Genomic DNA, 15,385 nt, shown 5'->3' on the forward strand with positions numbered 1-15,385 from the left:
CAATCCGCAAGAGTGACTGTTTTAGACATGGCCTTCGGGCCGCCTCACCCACCGGTATATAGGAACCGTTAGATGAGCGAATACTCCCTGTTTACCTCCGAGTCCGTGTCTGAAGGACATCCGGATAAAATCGCCGACCAGATCTCCGATGCGGTGCTCGACGCCATCATCGCAGAAGACAAACACGCCCGTGTAGCCTGTGAAACGCTGGTCAAGACCGGTGTGGCCATTGTTGCCGGTGAAGTGACCACCTCCGCCTGGGTAGACCTTGAGCAGCTGGTTCGCGATGTCATCGTCGATATCGGTTACAACAGCTCCGATGTCGGTTTTGATGGCGCTACCTGCGGTATTGTCAACATTATCGGCAAGCAGTCCGTGGACATTGCCCAAGGCGTTGACCGCAGCAAGCCGGAAGACCAGGGTGCAGGTGATCAGGGCCTGATGTTCGGTTATGCCTGTAACGAAACCGACGTGCTGATGCCTGCTCCGATCCGCTTCTCCCACGCACTGGTCGAGCGCCAGGCCGAAGCTCGCAAGTCAGGCCTGCTACCTTGGCTGCGTCCGGATGCCAAGTCCCAGGTGACCTGCCGTTACGATGGCAACAAGGTTGTAGGTATCGACGCAATCGTCCTGTCTACCCAGCACAACCCCGAGGTCAAGCACACCGACCTGCAGGAAGCTGTGATGGAGCTGATCATCAAGCACGTCATTCCGGCTGAACTGCTGCACAAGGACACCAAGTTTCACATCAACCCGACTGGCCAGTTCATCATTGGCGGCCCGGTGGGTGACTGTGGCCTGACCGGCCGCAAGATCATTGTGGACACCTACGGCGGCATGGCCCGTCATGGCGGCGGCGCGTTCTCCGGCAAGGACCCGTCCAAGGTTGACCGTTCCGCAGCATACGCGGGTCGTTATGTTGCCAAGAACATCGTGGCCGCCGGCCTGGCTGACCGCTGCGAGATTCAGGTGTCCTACGCCATTGGCGTGGCTCAACCGACGTCCATCTCGATCAACACCTTTGGCACTGGCAAGGTGAGCGACGAGAAGATCATTCAGCTGGTTCGCGAGCATTTCGACCTGCGTCCCTACGCAATCACCAAAATGCTTGATCTGCTGCACCCGATGTATCGTGCTACAGCGGCTTACGGCCACTTCGGCCGTACTCCCTATGAGATGACTGTAGGTGAAGATACCTTCACTGCATTCACCTGGGAGAAGACAGACAAGGCTGAAGCGCTGCGCGCGGCGGCTGGCCTGTAAGGCTACAACCGACAAGAGAAACCCCACCTGGTGTGGGGTTTCTCTTGTGCCTATTCGAGGCCGGACATCATCTGGATTGCACGGCGTAGATCATCGTTCGTACAGTCAGAACAGGCACCTTTGGGCGGCATGGCGTTTACACCTTTGATGGCGTTGCGCAGCAGGCCATCCATTCCCCCTTTCTGGCTCGCCAGAACCTCCCAGCTGGCTTTGTCACCTATTTTGGGCGCTCCCAGGAGCCCACTGGCGTGGCAACTTCTGCAACTGCGGTCGATGACCTGAGCGGGATCTTTTCCGGCAGGCTTTTGCTCATGGCTTCCCTTACCGGACTCTGCAAGGCAGTCCTGTCCTTGAATACAAACCTTGCCCACCGGCGCCAGCCGCTTCTCCAGGGCGTCTCTGTCTACCTGTTCGGCCTGTGCAGAGAACGTCCAGATCAACAGCATAAAGGCATATACCAGGATGTCTCGGGCGTTCATACCCAGTCTTTTAAGCACTGCTAGAAGTTGGCCGGAGTCGTGGCGCTGATCAAACGCGCCGGCTCATCGAATGGATTACGGAAGCGATGCGGGCGGCTGCTTTCAAAATAATAACTATCGCCTGATTCCAGCAGGTAGGTTTCCCCACCAACCGTAAGCTCCAGACGGCCTTCAATCAGCAGTCCTGCTTCCTCCCCCTCATGAGCCAGCATATCCATGCCAGTGTCGGAGCCTGGCGGGTAGGTCTCGTCGAGAAAGGCAATGGCGCGGCTGGGATGTGCCTTGCCGATCAACCGCATACTGACGGTATTGGCGCCACTGGAAATGTCGATCAGCTCGCTGGCCTTGTATACCACTTGAGTAGCGGACTCGTCCGCCAGATCCATGGAAAAGAACTCCACCAGGGACATGGGAATGCCGCTCAGGACTTTTTTCAACGAGCTGATGGAAGGACTGACACTGTTCTTCTCGATCATCGAGATGGTGCTGTTCGTCACACCGGCCCGCTTGGCGAGTTCACGTTGTGAGAGACCTTTGAGTTTGCGAATGGTTTGTAGACGAGCACCGACGTCCAAGGGGGGTGTCCTCCTTCTCATGACAGACAGGCAGAGGTGAACGGCAGGCGCCGCAGAGCGCCGGGCGCGCCGTATCATGGCAACAGCGTTCAGTATTTACAACAGAACGATGGAAAATCCTGCGCAACCCGACGAGCGCGGTGCTTTAACGGTTATTCACCCATGTATTGGCGTGGAACCCGTTTCAGGTTGCAAAACAGCTGATAGGGGATCGAGCCACAGAGACCGGCCAGCTGACTGGCGGATACTTGCCTACCCCAAAGCTCTACCTGACTTCCCACCCCCGCCTGCGGCAGGTCCGTGAGATCAACCGTCAGCATGTCCATCGATACGCGACCGACAAGACGAGAGGCGTGGCCATCAATCATGACAGGAGCGCCATCAGGCGCATGACGTGGATAACCATCCGCGTAGCCCATGGCGACTACACCAATACGGGAGGGCTGGCGGGTAACAAAGCGTGCGCCATACCCAACCGGCTCACCAGGCGGTAGCTCACGCACACTGATGATCCGCGACTCCAGTGTCATGACCGGCTGCAGCTGATCGGCCACAGGCTGTTCGGTTTCAAACGGCGTAGCACCGTACAGCATGATGCCAGGGCGAACCCAGTCACTGGGCACTTCTGGCCAACCGAGCACGGCAGGCGAGTTCCGCAGACTGGTTGCGCCTTCCAGGCCGGCCGTAGCCCGCTGAAAGGTCTTGAGCTGACCGATAGTGGCTGAGCAATCCAGCTCATCGGCACGGGCGAAGTGCGTCATTTTCACAACCTCGTCAACCTTGCCTGTCGCCTTGATCCGCTTATAGGCTGCTGCGTAATCCTCAGGAAAGAACCCTACCCGGTGCATGCCGGAGTCCAGCTTCAGCCAGACACGGATAAGCCCTGATAGAGCGGTACGTTCAAGCGCCTCGATTTGCCAGGGCGAATGGATGACGCACCACAGATTGTGGCGAGCGATCAATTCCAGCTCGCTGGCTTCGAAAAATCCTTCCAGCAGAAGTATCGGTGCCTTGATACCGGCTTCGCGCAGCTCCAACGCTTCTTCGATACAGGCAACCGCGAAACCATCCGCCTCATTCATCAGTGCCTGCGCACATCGAACAGCACCATGTCCGTAGGCATCCGCCTTGACAACAGCCAGCGCCCTTGCCCCGTTACTGAGTTCACGAGCAAGCCGATAGTTCTGGCGTAAGGCGTTAAGGTCGATCAAGGCACGGGCGGGGCGCATGGTTATCTCTCAGAAAACAGGCGGGTAATGAAAAGACAGGACGTATAAAAAACCCGGCAGGCGCCGGGCTCTTTGGTTCTTTATTTACGGTAGCGCAGCCACCACGCTCATTTCGACCAGAATTTCCGGTTCACAGAGTTTGGCTTCCACAGTTGCCCGGGCAGGCGCTACACCTTCAGGCAGCCATTCGTCCCAGACACTGTTCATGCCGGCAAAGTGGGCGTCGATATCTTTCAGATAAACCGTAACGGACAGAATATGGTGGGTATCCGTACCGGCTTCCTTGAGTAGACGCTCGATGTTGGCCAAGGTCTCACGAGTTTGTTGTTCCACACCGGAGTTCAGGTCTTCACCGACCTGACCGGCCAGATAAACAGTACCGTTATGAACAACGATTTCACTCATGCGGCGATTAGTGTGCAGGCGCTGGATGGCCATTCTTACGGGTCTCCTTGGAGTCGCTGTAGCGAGAAATATCAAGGCCTTCGGCGCTGATCTGTGGACGTTTCCTACCGATGACATCGGCCAGGAAACGTCCGGAGCCGCAGGCCATGGTCCAGCCCAGTGTACCGTGACCGGTGTTCAGAAACAGGTTGCGATAACGGGTAGCGCCTACGATCGGAGTACCATCCGGTGTGGTGGGCCGTAGTCCAGTCCAGAAAGTTGCCGCCTGCAGATCCCCTCCCTGCGGGTACAGGTCGTTTACGATCATCTCCAGGGTCTCGCGGCGGCGGGGGTTAAGCGAAAGGTCATAACCCGATATTTCCGCCATGCCACCTACACGGATACGGTTATCGAAACGCGTCAGCGCCACTTTGTAGGTTTCATCCAGAATCGTGGACGTAGGGGCCATATCGCCATTGGTGATCGGCACGGTAAGCGAATACCCCTTGAGCGGGTATACCGGTGCCTTGATGCCAATGGGTGCCAACAGCTGAGGTGAGTAGCTACCCAATGCCAGGACATAGTGATCGGCTGTTACCAGCTGACCGTCAATCCAGACGCCATTGAGACGATCTCCTACCGCTTCGAGCCGTTCGATCTTCTGACCAAAGCGGAATTCCACACCCAACTGACGCGCCAGCTCGGCGAGGCGATTGGTAAAGAGGAAGCAGTCACCTGTCTGGTCATTCGGCAACCGCAGCGCACCAGCCAGCTTGTCCTTGACATGGGCGAGCGCAGGCTCGGCGCGGGCGATACCGTCGCGATCCAGCAACTCATAGGGTACGCCGGAACGTTCCAGCACAGCGATATCCTTGGCAGCGGCATCGACCTGCTGCTGCGTTCGGAATACCTGAGTCGTCCCTAACTGGCGTCCTTCGTAGGCAATACCCGTTTCGGCACGCAGCTCATCCAGACAGTCGCGACTGTACTCGGACAACCGCACCATGCGCTCCTTGTTGATCGCATAGCGCTCGGCCGTGCAGTTGCGCAGCATCTGAGCCATCCAGAGGTACTGATGAATATCGCCGGTCGGCCTGATTGCCAGAGGCGCATGCTGAGTCACCAGCCATTTGATGGCCTTGAGGGGCACGCCAGGAGCCGCCCACGGCGAGGCATAGCCAGGAGATACCTGACCTGCGTTGGCAAAGCTGGTTTCCAGCGCAGGGCCTTCCTGGCGGTCCACCACCACCACTTCAAAACCGGCCCGCGCCAGGTAATAGGCACTGACGGTACCGATTACACCACTGCCAAGCACCAGTACTCGCATAACTGTGTCTCCTCGCCGCGAAGAATCGCCTACGTTTCATAAAATCTGAGGCAGATATGAAAAGTATAAAAAGCCTTAAGCAGTGGTATTCACTAAATGAAAGGCTATATTTGGTGTAATTCTTCGGTTAAGACACTATTTTTGGAGACGCCTAGGTATGCGAACCCAGCACCAAGCGAGACGCGAGCTCGACAAGATCGATCGTAACATCCTGCGTATCCTGCAGGAGGACGGCCGCATCTCGTTCACCGAGCTGGGCGAGCGAGTCGGCCTGTCCACGACACCCTGCACGGAGCGGGTACGCCGGCTGGAGCGGGAAGGCGTGATACTGGGCTACTCGGCGCGCCTGAATCCGCAGCATCTCAAGGCCAGCCTGCTGGTCTTCGTCGAGATCAGTCTAGATTATAAATCGGGTGATATCTTTGAGGAGTTCCGCCGCTCCGTCCTGAAGCTGCCTCACGTTCTAGAGTGTCATCTGGTTTCCGGCGCATTCGACTATCTGGTCAAGGCGCGCATTTCAGAGATGGCGTCCTATCGTAAGCTTTTGGGTGACATCCTGCTCAAACTGCCCCATGTGCGGGAGTCGAAGAGCTATATCGTGATGGAAGAGGTCAAGGAGTCCCTGACGCTTCCCGTACCGGACTGAGCCAGGTCTGCACTTCCCTGGCTTGGCGCAGGCGCCTACAAACGTTTATTGTCCGACCTCAACGCTTCGCCAGGATTGTCTTTCATGGATGCAACGACCCATTCATCCACTGACCCACACGCACATGCTTCGTCTTACTACGCGGCAACGGTTAACCGAGCGCTGCAGTTCGCCCCGATCAAGGGTGAGATTCGGGCAGATGTCTGCGTAGTAGGTGGCGGGTTCTCCGGGCTCAATACGGCTATTGAGCTAGCAGAACGTGGGTATTCGGTTGTGCTGCTAGAGGCCCACCGGATCGGCTGGGGTGCTAGCGGGCGTAACGGCGGACAGCTGATCCGAGGCGTTGGCCATGATGTCGAGCAGTTTCGCCCAGTCGTTGGGGATGAGGGCGTACAGGCATTCAAGCAGATGGGGTTTGAAGCGGTAAACCTGGTACGCCAACGTATCGAGCGCTACGGCATCGAATGCGACCTTACCTGGGGTTACTGCGACCTGGCCCTGAAACCGCGTCACCTGGAAGACTTCAAGGCCGAACTGGAGGAGTTGCATCAACTAGGCTATCCCCATGCGGTTCAGCTCGTTGCGCGCGACAGAATCCGCTCCGTAGTGGGTTCGGAGCGCTACCTGGGTGCGCTCATAGACTCCGGCTCCGGTCACCTGCACCCGTTGAACCTTGCCTTGGGCGAGGCAGCCGCCGCCCAGTCACTGGGGGTGCGTCTGTATGAGCAATCTGCGGTCACTCACATCGAGTATGGGTCGGAAGTATGCGTTCATACTGCGCGAGGTCAGGTGCGAGCCGAAACGCTGGTCCTCTGTTGCAACGCCTATCTCAAGGATCTGGAACCGGCTCTCTCCGGGAAGGTGCTTCCGGCAGGCAGCTACATCATTGCAACTGAGCCACTTCCCGAAGCGTTGGCCGAGGAAATCCTGCCCCATAATCGAGCCGCGTGCGATCAGCAGATTACTGTCGATTATTTTCGACTCTCACGTGATCGCCGATTGTTGTTCGGAGGCGCCTGCCACTATTCAGGCCGTGACCCGAAAGACATAGCAGGCTACATGCGCCCCAAAATGCTGAAGGTGTTTCCTCAACTCGATCGGGTCACCATCGATTTTCAGTGGGGCGGCATGATTGGAATCGGGGCCAACCGACTTCCACAAATCGGCCGTCTCAAGGATCATCCCAACGTTTTTTATGCCCAGGCTTATGCCGGCCATGGGCTGAACGCCACGCACCTGGCAGGCCATTTGCTCGCGGAAGCCATTGCTGCCCAGTCGAAAGGGTTCGACCTGTTCAACAGCGTTCCTCACGCCACGTTTCCAGGAGGGCAACGCTTCCGCTCTCCTCTGCTTGCCTTGGGTATGCTCTGGTATCGCCTGAAAGATGCCTTCCACTAAAAAGCCGCGGCAGTTACCCGGCGCGGCTTTTTGAACACAAAGCGTTTACAGACCAGTGTTCAGGCTGGTTGCTTCGTCTGCGCCAATGTGGATGTTCATGCATTGAACCGCTGCGCCTGCAGCCCCTTTGCCTAGATTATCCAGACGAGCCACCAGGGTCAGACGCTCCTCATTTCCGAACACGAACAGGTCGGCGCGGTTGGTATCGTTGCAGCCCTGTACATCGAAGAATCCCTCGCCAAGATTGCCGGCATCCTCAACCGGCATGACGCGAATGAACTGCTCGCCCGCGTAATGCCTGGCGTATGCCGCCTGGATCGCCTCGGCATTGGCGCCTTGGGCCAGGTGCTTGACATGCAGAGGAATCGTCACGGCAAGCCCCTTCAGGAAACTGCCCACAATTGGACTGAATACGGGCGCCTCATCAATACGACTCTGCACCTGCATCTCAGGGAGGTGCTTATGCCCCTGGGTCATGCCGTATGGCCGTGGACTGGCCAGCTTGGGCTCATTCCCAGCCTCGTAATCGGCAATCATCTTCTTGCCACCACCGCTGTACCCCGTGAGGGAAAAAGCCGACAGTGGATAATCAGGCGGTAGAAGGCCAGCCTCCACCAGAGGGCGAACCAGCAGGATAAATGCCGTGGCGTGGCAGCCGGGATTGGCAATGCGCTTGCTGGTACGGATTTTTTCACGCTGTCCAGCGGCCAGCTCAGGCAGGCCATAGGTCCAGCTGCTATCGGTACGAAACGCCGTGCTTGCATCGATGATGCAGGTGTTGGGGTTATCTACCAGCGCCACGGCTTCGCGAGACGCAGCATCGGGCAGACACAGAAAGGCTACATCCGCTGCGTTGAGGAAACGAGCACGCTCGGCTGGATCCTTACGCTTGTCATCGGCGATACGTAGCAGCTCGATGTCATCGCGGCCGGACAGATAATCGAGCAGACGCAACCCTGTGGTGCCTTCCTGCCCGTCAACGAATACTTTGAACGTCATGACTTGCCCTCATGCAAAACGCGCCGGCCAGGCGTTGTATGAAACGGACCTAACAGCCGCAATGGAACATGCATTGTAGCCAGACCCTACTGTTTGACGCAGCCCTATTGCCAAACAGTTATCGGCCTGATGATCGGATCAGCACGCTTCATTGCCCTGCCGGGTGAGCTTTTTACCGGTACAGCAGGCTGCGTCACGAGGCTGTACCTCCTTCATTTCAACATGTTGTGTCTGGAGAACACTGGTGGTTGAAGCCACAGTAAAATGCCGTCCTGAACCTGGATATTGCCATGCGAGATCTATCTGCGCTGCCTTCTCTCAGATCAATCCATTTGTCTGTTCATGGTTGTCATTGGCTGGCACGCTGTGCCCTGGGTGTATTACGCGCCGTCTACTGTATGCTGCAGAAATGGCAGCAGAACGCCAAAACGCGAAGACAGCTGGCTTTTTTGAACGACCGTGAACTAGCGGACATCGGTCTGACCAAAACTGAGCAACAATGCGAGCTGAACAAGCCGTTCTGGCGCTAGTCTTGTAAGGACGGTACATACCGCGCCTTATTGTTCAGGAGAGATTCATGACCCGTTTGCACCTGCTGGGCGCTGCTGCCCTGCTCAGCCTGTCTACTGCTGCGTCAGCATCCAGTTTCTTTGTGACCACCGACATGATCGTCGACGCCATTGATGCGACGTCCGACGCCACATCCGGTATCACCCATTCCATTCGTGACGACAAGATCGTCCTGGCTGCACGTGACGATGCCGCCAGTTTTGTGGCTACCGAAGGCGGCATTCGCGGCGTACGCCTGGAAGCGGCCCTGGATCGTATCCGTGCCCTGCAACCGCAGCTCGAGGCAAGCGACGCTCAGCTGGCCCAGGCCATTCTCACGTTGTAAGTCCATCGGAACGGCACCGCTGGTGTCAGCGGTGCCGTTCCGTTAGCCTTGGCCTGTAGTTTTTCTTGAAAGAGTTACCCTACCTGCCTATGCGCCTGCGTTATCTGTTCATTCTAGGCATTGCCGTTACGACCACGCCCGCCTTCGCGTTCGATCCCACTACAGGATTTATTGTTCGCAGCCTCTATGTCACCAGCAAGGTGACGTCCGCTCCGTTCGATAACAAAGTAGTACGTGATGCACGTGACGATGCGGCATTATTTGTTGCCAGCGGCGGGGCTCAGCGTAGCGTTGAGCTTGAATCCGCCTTACGTTGGCTGCGTTCACATAATCCAACGCTGACCGCCAGCGATGAGGAACTGGCTGAGGCCATCCTCGCTCAATAAGCTGCTTTACCGTTCCGTTCAGGAGATTTTCCATGCGTCGTTCCTTATTTCTTGCAGCCGCGCTAGTTTTGGGTACGTCCAGCGCCGCGCACGCTCATACCGTTGTGGCGACCAGCAACATCATCGTGCGTGCGCTGGATCGCAGTATCGATTTCACTTCCGATACCACGACCTCCATCCGTGACATGAAAGTGGTGCAGGAAGCCCGTGGCGATGCGGCCAGCTTCGTTGCATCCGATGGAGACATCCGAGGCGCTCAATTGGAAGCGGCCTTCATGACCCTGCGTGAGCGTCTGCCGGAAGCACGCCAGGCCAGTGATACCGAACTTGCCCAGGCGATCCTTGCACTGTGAAACCTGCCCTTCGCCGAGCGCTCCTGGGAAAGCTCGGCCGCCTCGCCAGACCAAGCCTTCTCTGCACCGCGTTTATCGCCTGGCTAGGGGCCGGTAACGCTCACGCGGCGTTGAACCTGCATCTGGACGATCACTCATTGTCGCCAGAGCAGGCCCAGGCCACCCAGCAGTTACTCAACGAGGCACTAGGCAAGCTGCCTCCCCGCTTCAAGCAAGCATTAGATGAGGATATCTCCGTCCGCTGGAGCCAGGACCTTGAGCCGCAGGCATACGGTCGTGCAGACCGTCGTACCCTGCTGCTCAATGAGCGCCTGCTACCGGCATTGACTGACGGCAGCGATGCTCATATTCAAACCGGTCGCCCCCATGGCACCCAGCGAGAAGAAATGCTGGCGACCGTTCTGCATGAGCTTACTCATTTTTATGACCGGGAGCGGGCCTGGACTCCAGCTGAGCGCAAGGAAATAATCGCCTGTAGCACCCTGGCCTCCTCGACCAAATCTGCTGACCTTCCTATCCATTGCCAGGGTCAGGCCGGTCGCCGCTATACCTTGTCCGATGATCCCCGCCTGCTGGATCTGGCTGGCTGGCAGGTCAAGGTCAAAAAGCATGGCGCTCGCGAGAGTCGCAACAACTTCATTGCACGCAGCCCCGATATCTACGAGGTAACCAACCCTCGTGAGTTCGTAGCAGTGAACATGGAGTACTTCCTGCTGGATCCCAGCTACGCTTGCCGTCGCCCGGCCCTGGCGCGCTATTTCACCGAGCACTTTGGTTGGTCTCCCCCTCATGATACCTGCTCCAGCAAACTACCCTATCTGAACGCGGGCAGTGACTTTGGCAAGACCCCGCTAGGCTGGCTTGATCCTGAGCGCGTCTACGAGGTGGACTATCTGTTCGCCGAGGGTAACGAGCATGTCATGAGCCGCTGGGGACACAGCATGCTGCGTCTCGTCGTGTGCGCCCCCGGACGTCCGCGTGGCCCCGACTGTCGCCTGGACTTGCAGGAGCATCTTGTGCTGTCGTTCCGGGCCTTCGTCAACGATGTACAGATCTCCAATTGGGATGGCTTGACCGGTTCCTATCCTTCCCGGTTGTTCGTGCTTCCGCTGGCTCAGGTAGTCGAGGAATACACCAAGATCGAGCTGCGCGGCTTGCAATCCGTTCCGCTCAAACTCAGCCGTCAGGAAATCGCCGATCTCCTGGAGCGGACCGCTCAAACCCACTGGGGTTATGACGGGCATTATTACTTTGTCTCTAATAACTGTGCCGTCGAGACCTTCAAGCTCCTGCATGACAGCGTGCCGCGTCTGCAACAGACTCCGCTCGACAGCATTACGCCAATCGGCTTGCTGGACGCCCTGCGAATAGAGGGTGTCGCCGATACCTCCGTATTAAACGATCAACGTGAAGCCTTGCGCCTGGGTTATCGATTCGACTCCTTCCGGGACCGCTTCCAATCCATGTTCAAGGTTGCTCGTGATCGGCTTAACCTACCTCAGCAGAAAGTCGAAGACTGGCTTGAGCTGGAGCCACGGCAGCGCCGCGAATGGTTCGACCGAGCCGACCTGCGTGCCAGTGCCGCGTTGCTGTTATTGGAACAGGCGGCGCTCAGACGCGAGCTGCTCCGCGCCCAGAATGAGCTCAAGGATCGCTACCTGGGCCAGAATGGCGCTCAGGAGAAGGCTCGCTTCAGCAAGGCGGGCGAGGCATTACAACAACTGCTAGCCGATAGCGGTTATCTCAGCCGACCTTCGGAGCTTTTGGGAGCCGGTGGCTATGGGCTTCCACAGCCAGGCGAATGGGATAAATTGACGGCTGAAAGTCAACGACGCCAAACCCACCTGCTCAGCTTACGCGAAACCCTCAACACGGAAGTCCGCACGCTATTAGATAGCCAGATACAGCGAGGTCTTGACGACACCGAAGCCAACCTCAAACAGCTGGGTGATCACTTAAGAACCCTGCACAAGGCTTCGGGAGGACTGGAGCTGCCATGAGGCAGCTCCCTATTTTTCGCGTCATTCACAGGTACTGGGAACTGCTAATATTGTCCGTGCCTTGATCTATAACGATAAGAAACCAACTGGCTGCGCCCTTTGTGACTACCATCCTTCTTGCTCTCTGGCCGCTGTTCGCCCTCATCGTGGCGGGATATTGGATGCGCCAAAAAGGCTTTCCTGGCGACGCGTTCTGGCCCGCAGCGGACCGACTCAATTACTTCATTCTTTTTCCATCGCTTCTGTTCAACAATCTCGCTACAGCACCACTTGATGACCCCGCTCTGGCGCATCTGGCGCTGGCGGCCCTGACGGGGCTGGGTGCTTTATGGATTGCCCTGTTGCTTGCTAGACGTTTTTACCACTGGCCCGCCGAGCGATTCGGCGTCATTGCCCAGGGCACCCTGCGCTTCAATACCTACCTGGGGCTAGCAACCGTAGGCAGTCTGTTGGGCAAATCGGGCCTGGGACAGGCTGCGTTACTGCTGGCCCTGATGGTGCCTACCGTAAATGTCATGTCGGTTTGGGCACTGAAAGCCGAGCGCGGCGCTCGCTTGGGTGAGTTGTTATTACCCGTCCTACGCAATCCCCTTATTCTGGCCTGCGCAGCAGGCGCGTTGGTGAATCTGCTGGGATGGGGACTGCCCTTTGGCACGGATCGGCTACTGGGGCTTCTGGCAGCAACCAGCCTGCCTCTAGGACTTTTCTGCGTAGGCGCCGCCCTGAAACTTCAACAGATCGCCGGCGAATGGCGAGCCATTGGCACCATGACACTGTTCCGCCTGCTGGCATGCCCTCTCCTGGCAGGGTTGATCGCTTACCTTCTAGGCCTGCCACCTCATGAGAGGCTTCTGCTCGTTCTGTTTTTCTCGCTGCCTACCGCACCGACCGCTTATGCATTGACCCGCCAGCTGGGTGGGGACAGCGCGCTCATGGCAGGTGTGATCACATTGCAGACACTTGTGGCTGCGTTCACATTACCACTGGTGATTTCGCTGCTGGGGGGCAGCCTCCCGCAAGGTTCATGAAAGCTTGCCCGGTTAGGATCAATTATCCAAAGGGTTAATGGCCCACTTATGGCAATGCCATGACGTGCACCTGCGGTACTAACAAAAACAAAGGATTAACTCCATGATTCGCTTGTCCCCAGCAGTGGCCCCCGCCGCTCCATGCCTCTCCATACGCTACTCGTGAGCCCTGAATCGCGCTTCGGTCGTTTCTTCACCTTTCACGCGTAACCGTTGGAGTTTTCCATGCTGACATTCCTTGGCTTCGCCATGGTCGTGACCTTCATGTTCCTGATCATGACCAAGCGGCTCACCCCTCTCATTGCGCTTACTATGGTCCCGATTCTCTTTGCCGTACTGGCATGGGCGTTGGGTAATCACTTTGCCAGTCTTGGGCATATCCAGCTCAATTCGCTCGGTCCCATGATGCTGGATGGATTGCGCACACTGGCGCCTACTGGCGTGATGCTGCTGTTCGCCATCCTCTATTTCGCTATCATGATTGATACCGGCCTGTTCGATCCGGCAGTTCGCTGGATTCTGAAACTGGTAAAGGGCGACCCGCTCAAAGTTGCCATCGGTACGGTCTTCCTGACCCTGGTGGTATCGCTCGACGGTGACGGTTCGACGACTTACATGATCTGCGTGGCAGCCATGTTCCCGCTGTACAAGCGTCTGGGTATGAATCCGCTGATCATGACGTGCCTGATGCTGCTGTCCAGTGGCGTCATGAACCTTACGCCTTGGGGTGGCCCGACGGCACGCGCAGCCAGTGCGCTGCACGTAGACCCGGCAGATGTTTTTGTCCCGATGATTCCTGCCATGTTGGCCAGCATTGCCTGGCTGTTTGTCCTCGCCTATCTCTATGGACGCCGTGAACGGGCGCGCCTGGGCATTCTGGAAATCCATGAAAGCGAAGGTGCCAAGGTTACCGTTTCTCAGTGCGAAGAAGCCCGCCGTCCTCATCTGCGCTGGTTCAACGGCCTTCTGACCCTGGCCCTAATGGCAGCGCTGGTCAAAGGCATTCTACCCATGCCAGTGCTATTCATGATTGCCTTCGGCATCGCCATGACTATCAACTACCGCAATATCGATCTGCAAAAACAGCGTGTTGCCGCTCATGCGGAAAATGTTCTTGCGGTAGTTTCACTGATTTTCGCCGCCGGGATCTTCACAGGCATCCTATCAGGCACCGGCATGGTGGACGCTATGTCCAAAAGCCTTTTGGCCGTTATTCCGGAAGCGCTTGGCCCGTATATGGCCGTCATCACTGCGCTAGTAAGCATGCCGTTTACCTTTTTCATCTCCAACGATGCGTTCTACTTTGGCGTACTGCCCGTATTGGCCGAAGCAGCTGGTCACTACGGTATCGCTCCAGTGGAAATTGCCCGTGCGTCCATCGTAGGCCAACCGGTGCATCTCCTAAGCCCATTGGTACCTTCGACCTACCTGCTGGTGGGTTTGGCTAAAGTAGAGTTTGGCGATCATCAACGCTTTACTTTGAAGTGGGCAGTCGTGACATGTCTGGCTATGCTGGTAACAGCTTTGTTACTAGGTGTGTTTCCGCTGTTCAGTGGTGCCTGAACTAACGAAATTTTCACATTTACCTGATTAGTTTTGTCGGTTTGTTTTCGGTACTCGTCGTACCGACGTTAATGAAGAGGAATTGGAATGGAGTGGCTGACAAGCCCGGAAATCTGGGTGGCTTTCTTTACCCTGACGGCCCTAGAAATCGTATTGGGTATCGACAACATCATCATGATCTCGATCCTGGTGAGCCGTATGCCCAAGGCGATGCAACCACGCACACGTTTCTTCGGCCTGGCACTGGCCATGGTGACACGGATCCTGCTGTTGCTCTCGATCACTTGGGTGATGCGCCTGACGGCCGATCTGTTCCATGTGTTTGGCCAAGGCATCTCCGGGCGCGACCTCATTCTGTTCTTTGGTGGCCTGTTCCTCCTGTACAAGAGCAGTACCGAGATCTATCACGGCCTGGAAGGTGAAGAGGAAGAAAGCGACGAGCCCAAGGGCAAGGGCGGCAGCTTTATCTCTACCATCGTCCAGATCGCGATCATCGACATCGTGTTCTCGCTGGACTCGGTCATTACGGCAGTGGGTATGGTGCAACATGTACCAGTGATGGTTGCGGCGATCATTGTTGCAGTACTGGTGATGATGCTGGCAGCGGGTGGTATCAGCAGCTTCATCGACAAGCACCCTAGCCTGAAGATGCTCGCACTGTCCTTCCTGATCGTAGTAGGTACTGTGCTGATCGCTGAGAGTTTTGAGATTCACGTACCCAAGGGCTATGTCTACTTCGCCATGGCGTTCTCGCTGGCAGTGGAAGCCATCAATATCCGCATGCGTACCGCAGCCGCCCGCAAGAAGGCCCAGCAAGGGCATCCTGTGAAACTGCGTAAGAATACGCCGTAAGCCCTACG

At 56.9% G+C, this 15,385-nt stretch carries 17 protein-coding genes; 11 read left to right on the plus strand and 6 right to left on the minus strand.

Annotation, left to right across the window (positions count from 1 at the left end; genetic code table 11):
- Positions 1–72 precede the first annotated feature (72 nt).
- A complete protein-coding gene (gene metK / locus JQR90_RS18280) occupies positions 73–1,263 on the plus strand; it encodes a methionine adenosyltransferase (protein ID WP_010796109.1) in 1,191 nt (396 codons plus the stop codon).
- 50 nt (positions 1,264–1,313) lie between these two features.
- Here the strand turns inward: metK and JQR90_RS18285 are convergent, their stop codons facing one another.
- The 5 genes from JQR90_RS18285 to dadA all read right to left on the minus strand — a co-directional run bounded on the left by JQR90_RS18285 (position 1,314) and on the right by dadA (position 5,257).
- The gene (locus JQR90_RS18285) at positions 1,314–1,742 is read right to left on the minus strand and encodes a c-type cytochrome (RefSeq protein WP_010796110.1); all 429 of its coding nucleotides are present in this window, start codon (positions 1,740–1,742) and stop codon (positions 1,314–1,316) included.
- A gap of 20 nt (positions 1,743–1,762) precedes the next feature.
- Positions 1,763–2,317 carry a cupin domain-containing protein gene (locus JQR90_RS18290; RefSeq protein ID WP_010796111.1) on the minus strand — a complete coding sequence of 185 codons (555 nt, stop codon included), beginning with the start codon at positions 2,315–2,317 and terminating at the stop codon, positions 1,763–1,765.
- Between the two features lie 152 nt (positions 2,318–2,469).
- Positions 2,470–3,546: an alanine racemase gene (gene alr, locus JQR90_RS18295; protein ID WP_073449789.1), complete on the minus strand. Its 1,077-nt coding sequence runs from the start codon at positions 3,544–3,546 to the stop codon at positions 2,470–2,472.
- Positions 3,547–3,630: 84 nt separating this feature from the next.
- Positions 3,631–3,984, minus strand: coding sequence for a RidA family protein (locus JQR90_RS18300; protein ID WP_010796113.1), 354 nt, complete (start codon positions 3,982–3,984; stop codon positions 3,631–3,633).
- Positions 3,959–5,257: a D-amino acid dehydrogenase gene (gene dadA, locus JQR90_RS18305; protein ID WP_239383419.1), complete on the minus strand. Its 1,299-nt coding sequence runs from the start codon at positions 5,255–5,257 to the stop codon at positions 3,959–3,961. Before dadA ends, JQR90_RS18300 begins: the two co-directional genes overlap by 26 nt.
- Before the next feature lie 157 nt (positions 5,258–5,414).
- Here dadA and JQR90_RS18310 point away from each other — a divergent pair, with 157 nt between their 5' ends.
- Both JQR90_RS18310 and JQR90_RS18315 read left to right on the plus strand, forming a co-directional pair.
- Positions 5,415–5,903 carry an AsnC family transcriptional regulator gene (locus JQR90_RS18310; RefSeq protein WP_010796115.1) on the plus strand — a complete coding sequence of 163 codons (489 nt, stop codon included), beginning with the start codon at positions 5,415–5,417 and terminating at the stop codon, positions 5,901–5,903.
- A gap of 84 nt (positions 5,904–5,987) precedes the next feature.
- Positions 5,988–7,301, plus strand: coding sequence for an NAD(P)/FAD-dependent oxidoreductase (locus JQR90_RS18315; RefSeq protein WP_010796116.1), 1,314 nt, complete (start codon positions 5,988–5,990; stop codon positions 7,299–7,301).
- A 45-nt stretch (positions 7,302–7,346) separates the two neighbouring features.
- On the opposite strand, the gene argC is transcribed toward JQR90_RS18315, so the two are convergent.
- Positions 7,347–8,300, minus strand: a complete 954-nt coding sequence (gene argC, locus JQR90_RS18320; protein ID WP_010796117.1) for an N-acetyl-gamma-glutamyl-phosphate reductase — start codon at positions 8,298–8,300, stop codon at positions 7,347–7,349.
- A gap of 290 nt (positions 8,301–8,590) precedes the next feature.
- Here argC and JQR90_RS18325 point away from each other — a divergent pair, with 290 nt between their 5' ends.
- From JQR90_RS18325 to JQR90_RS18360, 8 genes are all read left to right on the plus strand, one after another.
- Positions 8,591–8,830 (plus strand): DUF1127 domain-containing protein, encoded by a 240-nt coding sequence (locus tag JQR90_RS18325; protein ID WP_010796118.1) that lies wholly within the window; start codon positions 8,591–8,593, stop codon positions 8,828–8,830.
- A 47-nt stretch (positions 8,831–8,877) separates the two neighbouring features.
- Positions 8,878–9,195, plus strand: coding sequence for a DUF2388 domain-containing protein (locus tag JQR90_RS18330; protein WP_010796119.1), 318 nt, complete (start codon positions 8,878–8,880; stop codon positions 9,193–9,195).
- A gap of 95 nt (positions 9,196–9,290) precedes the next feature.
- Entirely contained in the window at positions 9,291–9,581 is a 291-nt protein-coding gene (locus JQR90_RS18335) for a DUF2388 domain-containing protein (protein ID WP_372238900.1), read from the plus strand.
- Positions 9,582–9,613: 32 nt separating this feature from the next.
- On the plus strand, positions 9,614–9,934 hold the full coding sequence (locus JQR90_RS18340) for a DUF2388 domain-containing protein (RefSeq protein WP_010796121.1): 321 nt from the start codon (positions 9,614–9,616) through the stop codon (positions 9,932–9,934).
- 23 nt (positions 9,935–9,957) lie between these two features.
- Positions 9,958–11,934, plus strand: a complete 1,977-nt coding sequence (locus JQR90_RS18345; protein WP_167670395.1) for a DUF4105 domain-containing protein — start codon at positions 9,958–9,960, stop codon at positions 11,932–11,934.
- 101 nt (positions 11,935–12,035) lie between these two features.
- On the plus strand, positions 12,036–12,962 hold the full coding sequence (locus tag JQR90_RS18350; RefSeq protein ID WP_019367304.1) for an AEC family transporter: 927 nt from the start codon (positions 12,036–12,038) through the stop codon (positions 12,960–12,962).
- Positions 12,963–13,187: 225 nt separating this feature from the next.
- Positions 13,188–14,525, plus strand: a complete 1,338-nt coding sequence (locus JQR90_RS18355) for a CitMHS family transporter (RefSeq protein ID WP_010796124.1) — start codon at positions 13,188–13,190, stop codon at positions 14,523–14,525.
- A gap of 87 nt (positions 14,526–14,612) precedes the next feature.
- Positions 14,613–15,377, plus strand: a complete 765-nt coding sequence (locus JQR90_RS18360) for a TerC family protein (protein ID WP_010796125.1) — start codon at positions 14,613–14,615, stop codon at positions 15,375–15,377.
- The last annotated feature ends 8 nt before the right edge of the window (positions 15,378–15,385 follow it).

Source organism: Pseudomonas sp. JZ114, from assembly GCF_051027705.1.
Taxonomy (GTDB): domain Bacteria; phylum Pseudomonadota; class Gammaproteobacteria; order Pseudomonadales; family Pseudomonadaceae; genus Chryseomonas; species Chryseomonas luteola.

Excerpts from the sequence above, each read along its gene's own strand:
- metK (WP_010796109.1), top strand. The coding sequence starts at position 73 with ATGAGCGAATACTCCCTGTTTACCTCCGAGTCCGTGTCTGAAGGACAT.
- JQR90_RS18285 (WP_010796110.1), bottom strand. The coding sequence starts at position 1,742 with ATGAACGCCCGAGACATCCTGGTATATGCCTTTATGCTGTTGATCTGG.
- alr (WP_073449789.1), bottom strand. The coding sequence starts at position 3,546 with ATGCGCCCCGCCCGTGCCTTGATCGACCTTAACGCCTTACGCCAGAAC.
- JQR90_RS18300 (WP_010796113.1), bottom strand. The coding sequence starts at position 3,984 with ATGGCCATCCAGCGCCTGCACACTAATCGCCGCATGAGTGAAATCGTT.
- dadA (WP_239383419.1), bottom strand. The coding sequence starts at position 5,257 with ATGCGAGTACTGGTGCTTGGCAGTGGTGTAATCGGTACCGTCAGTGCC.
- JQR90_RS18310 (WP_010796115.1), top strand. The coding sequence starts at position 5,415 with ATGCGAACCCAGCACCAAGCGAGACGCGAGCTCGACAAGATCGATCGT.
- JQR90_RS18315 (WP_010796116.1), top strand. The coding sequence starts at position 5,988 with ATGGATGCAACGACCCATTCATCCACTGACCCACACGCACATGCTTCG.
- argC (WP_010796117.1), bottom strand. The coding sequence starts at position 8,300 with ATGACGTTCAAAGTATTCGTTGACGGGCAGGAAGGCACCACAGGGTTG.
- JQR90_RS18325 (WP_010796118.1), top strand. The coding sequence starts at position 8,591 with ATGCGAGATCTATCTGCGCTGCCTTCTCTCAGATCAATCCATTTGTCT.
- JQR90_RS18330 (WP_010796119.1), top strand. The coding sequence starts at position 8,878 with ATGACCCGTTTGCACCTGCTGGGCGCTGCTGCCCTGCTCAGCCTGTCT.
- JQR90_RS18340 (WP_010796121.1), top strand. The coding sequence starts at position 9,614 with ATGCGTCGTTCCTTATTTCTTGCAGCCGCGCTAGTTTTGGGTACGTCC.
- JQR90_RS18355 (WP_010796124.1), top strand. The coding sequence starts at position 13,188 with ATGCTGACATTCCTTGGCTTCGCCATGGTCGTGACCTTCATGTTCCTG.
- JQR90_RS18360 (WP_010796125.1), top strand. The coding sequence starts at position 14,613 with ATGGAGTGGCTGACAAGCCCGGAAATCTGGGTGGCTTTCTTTACCCTG.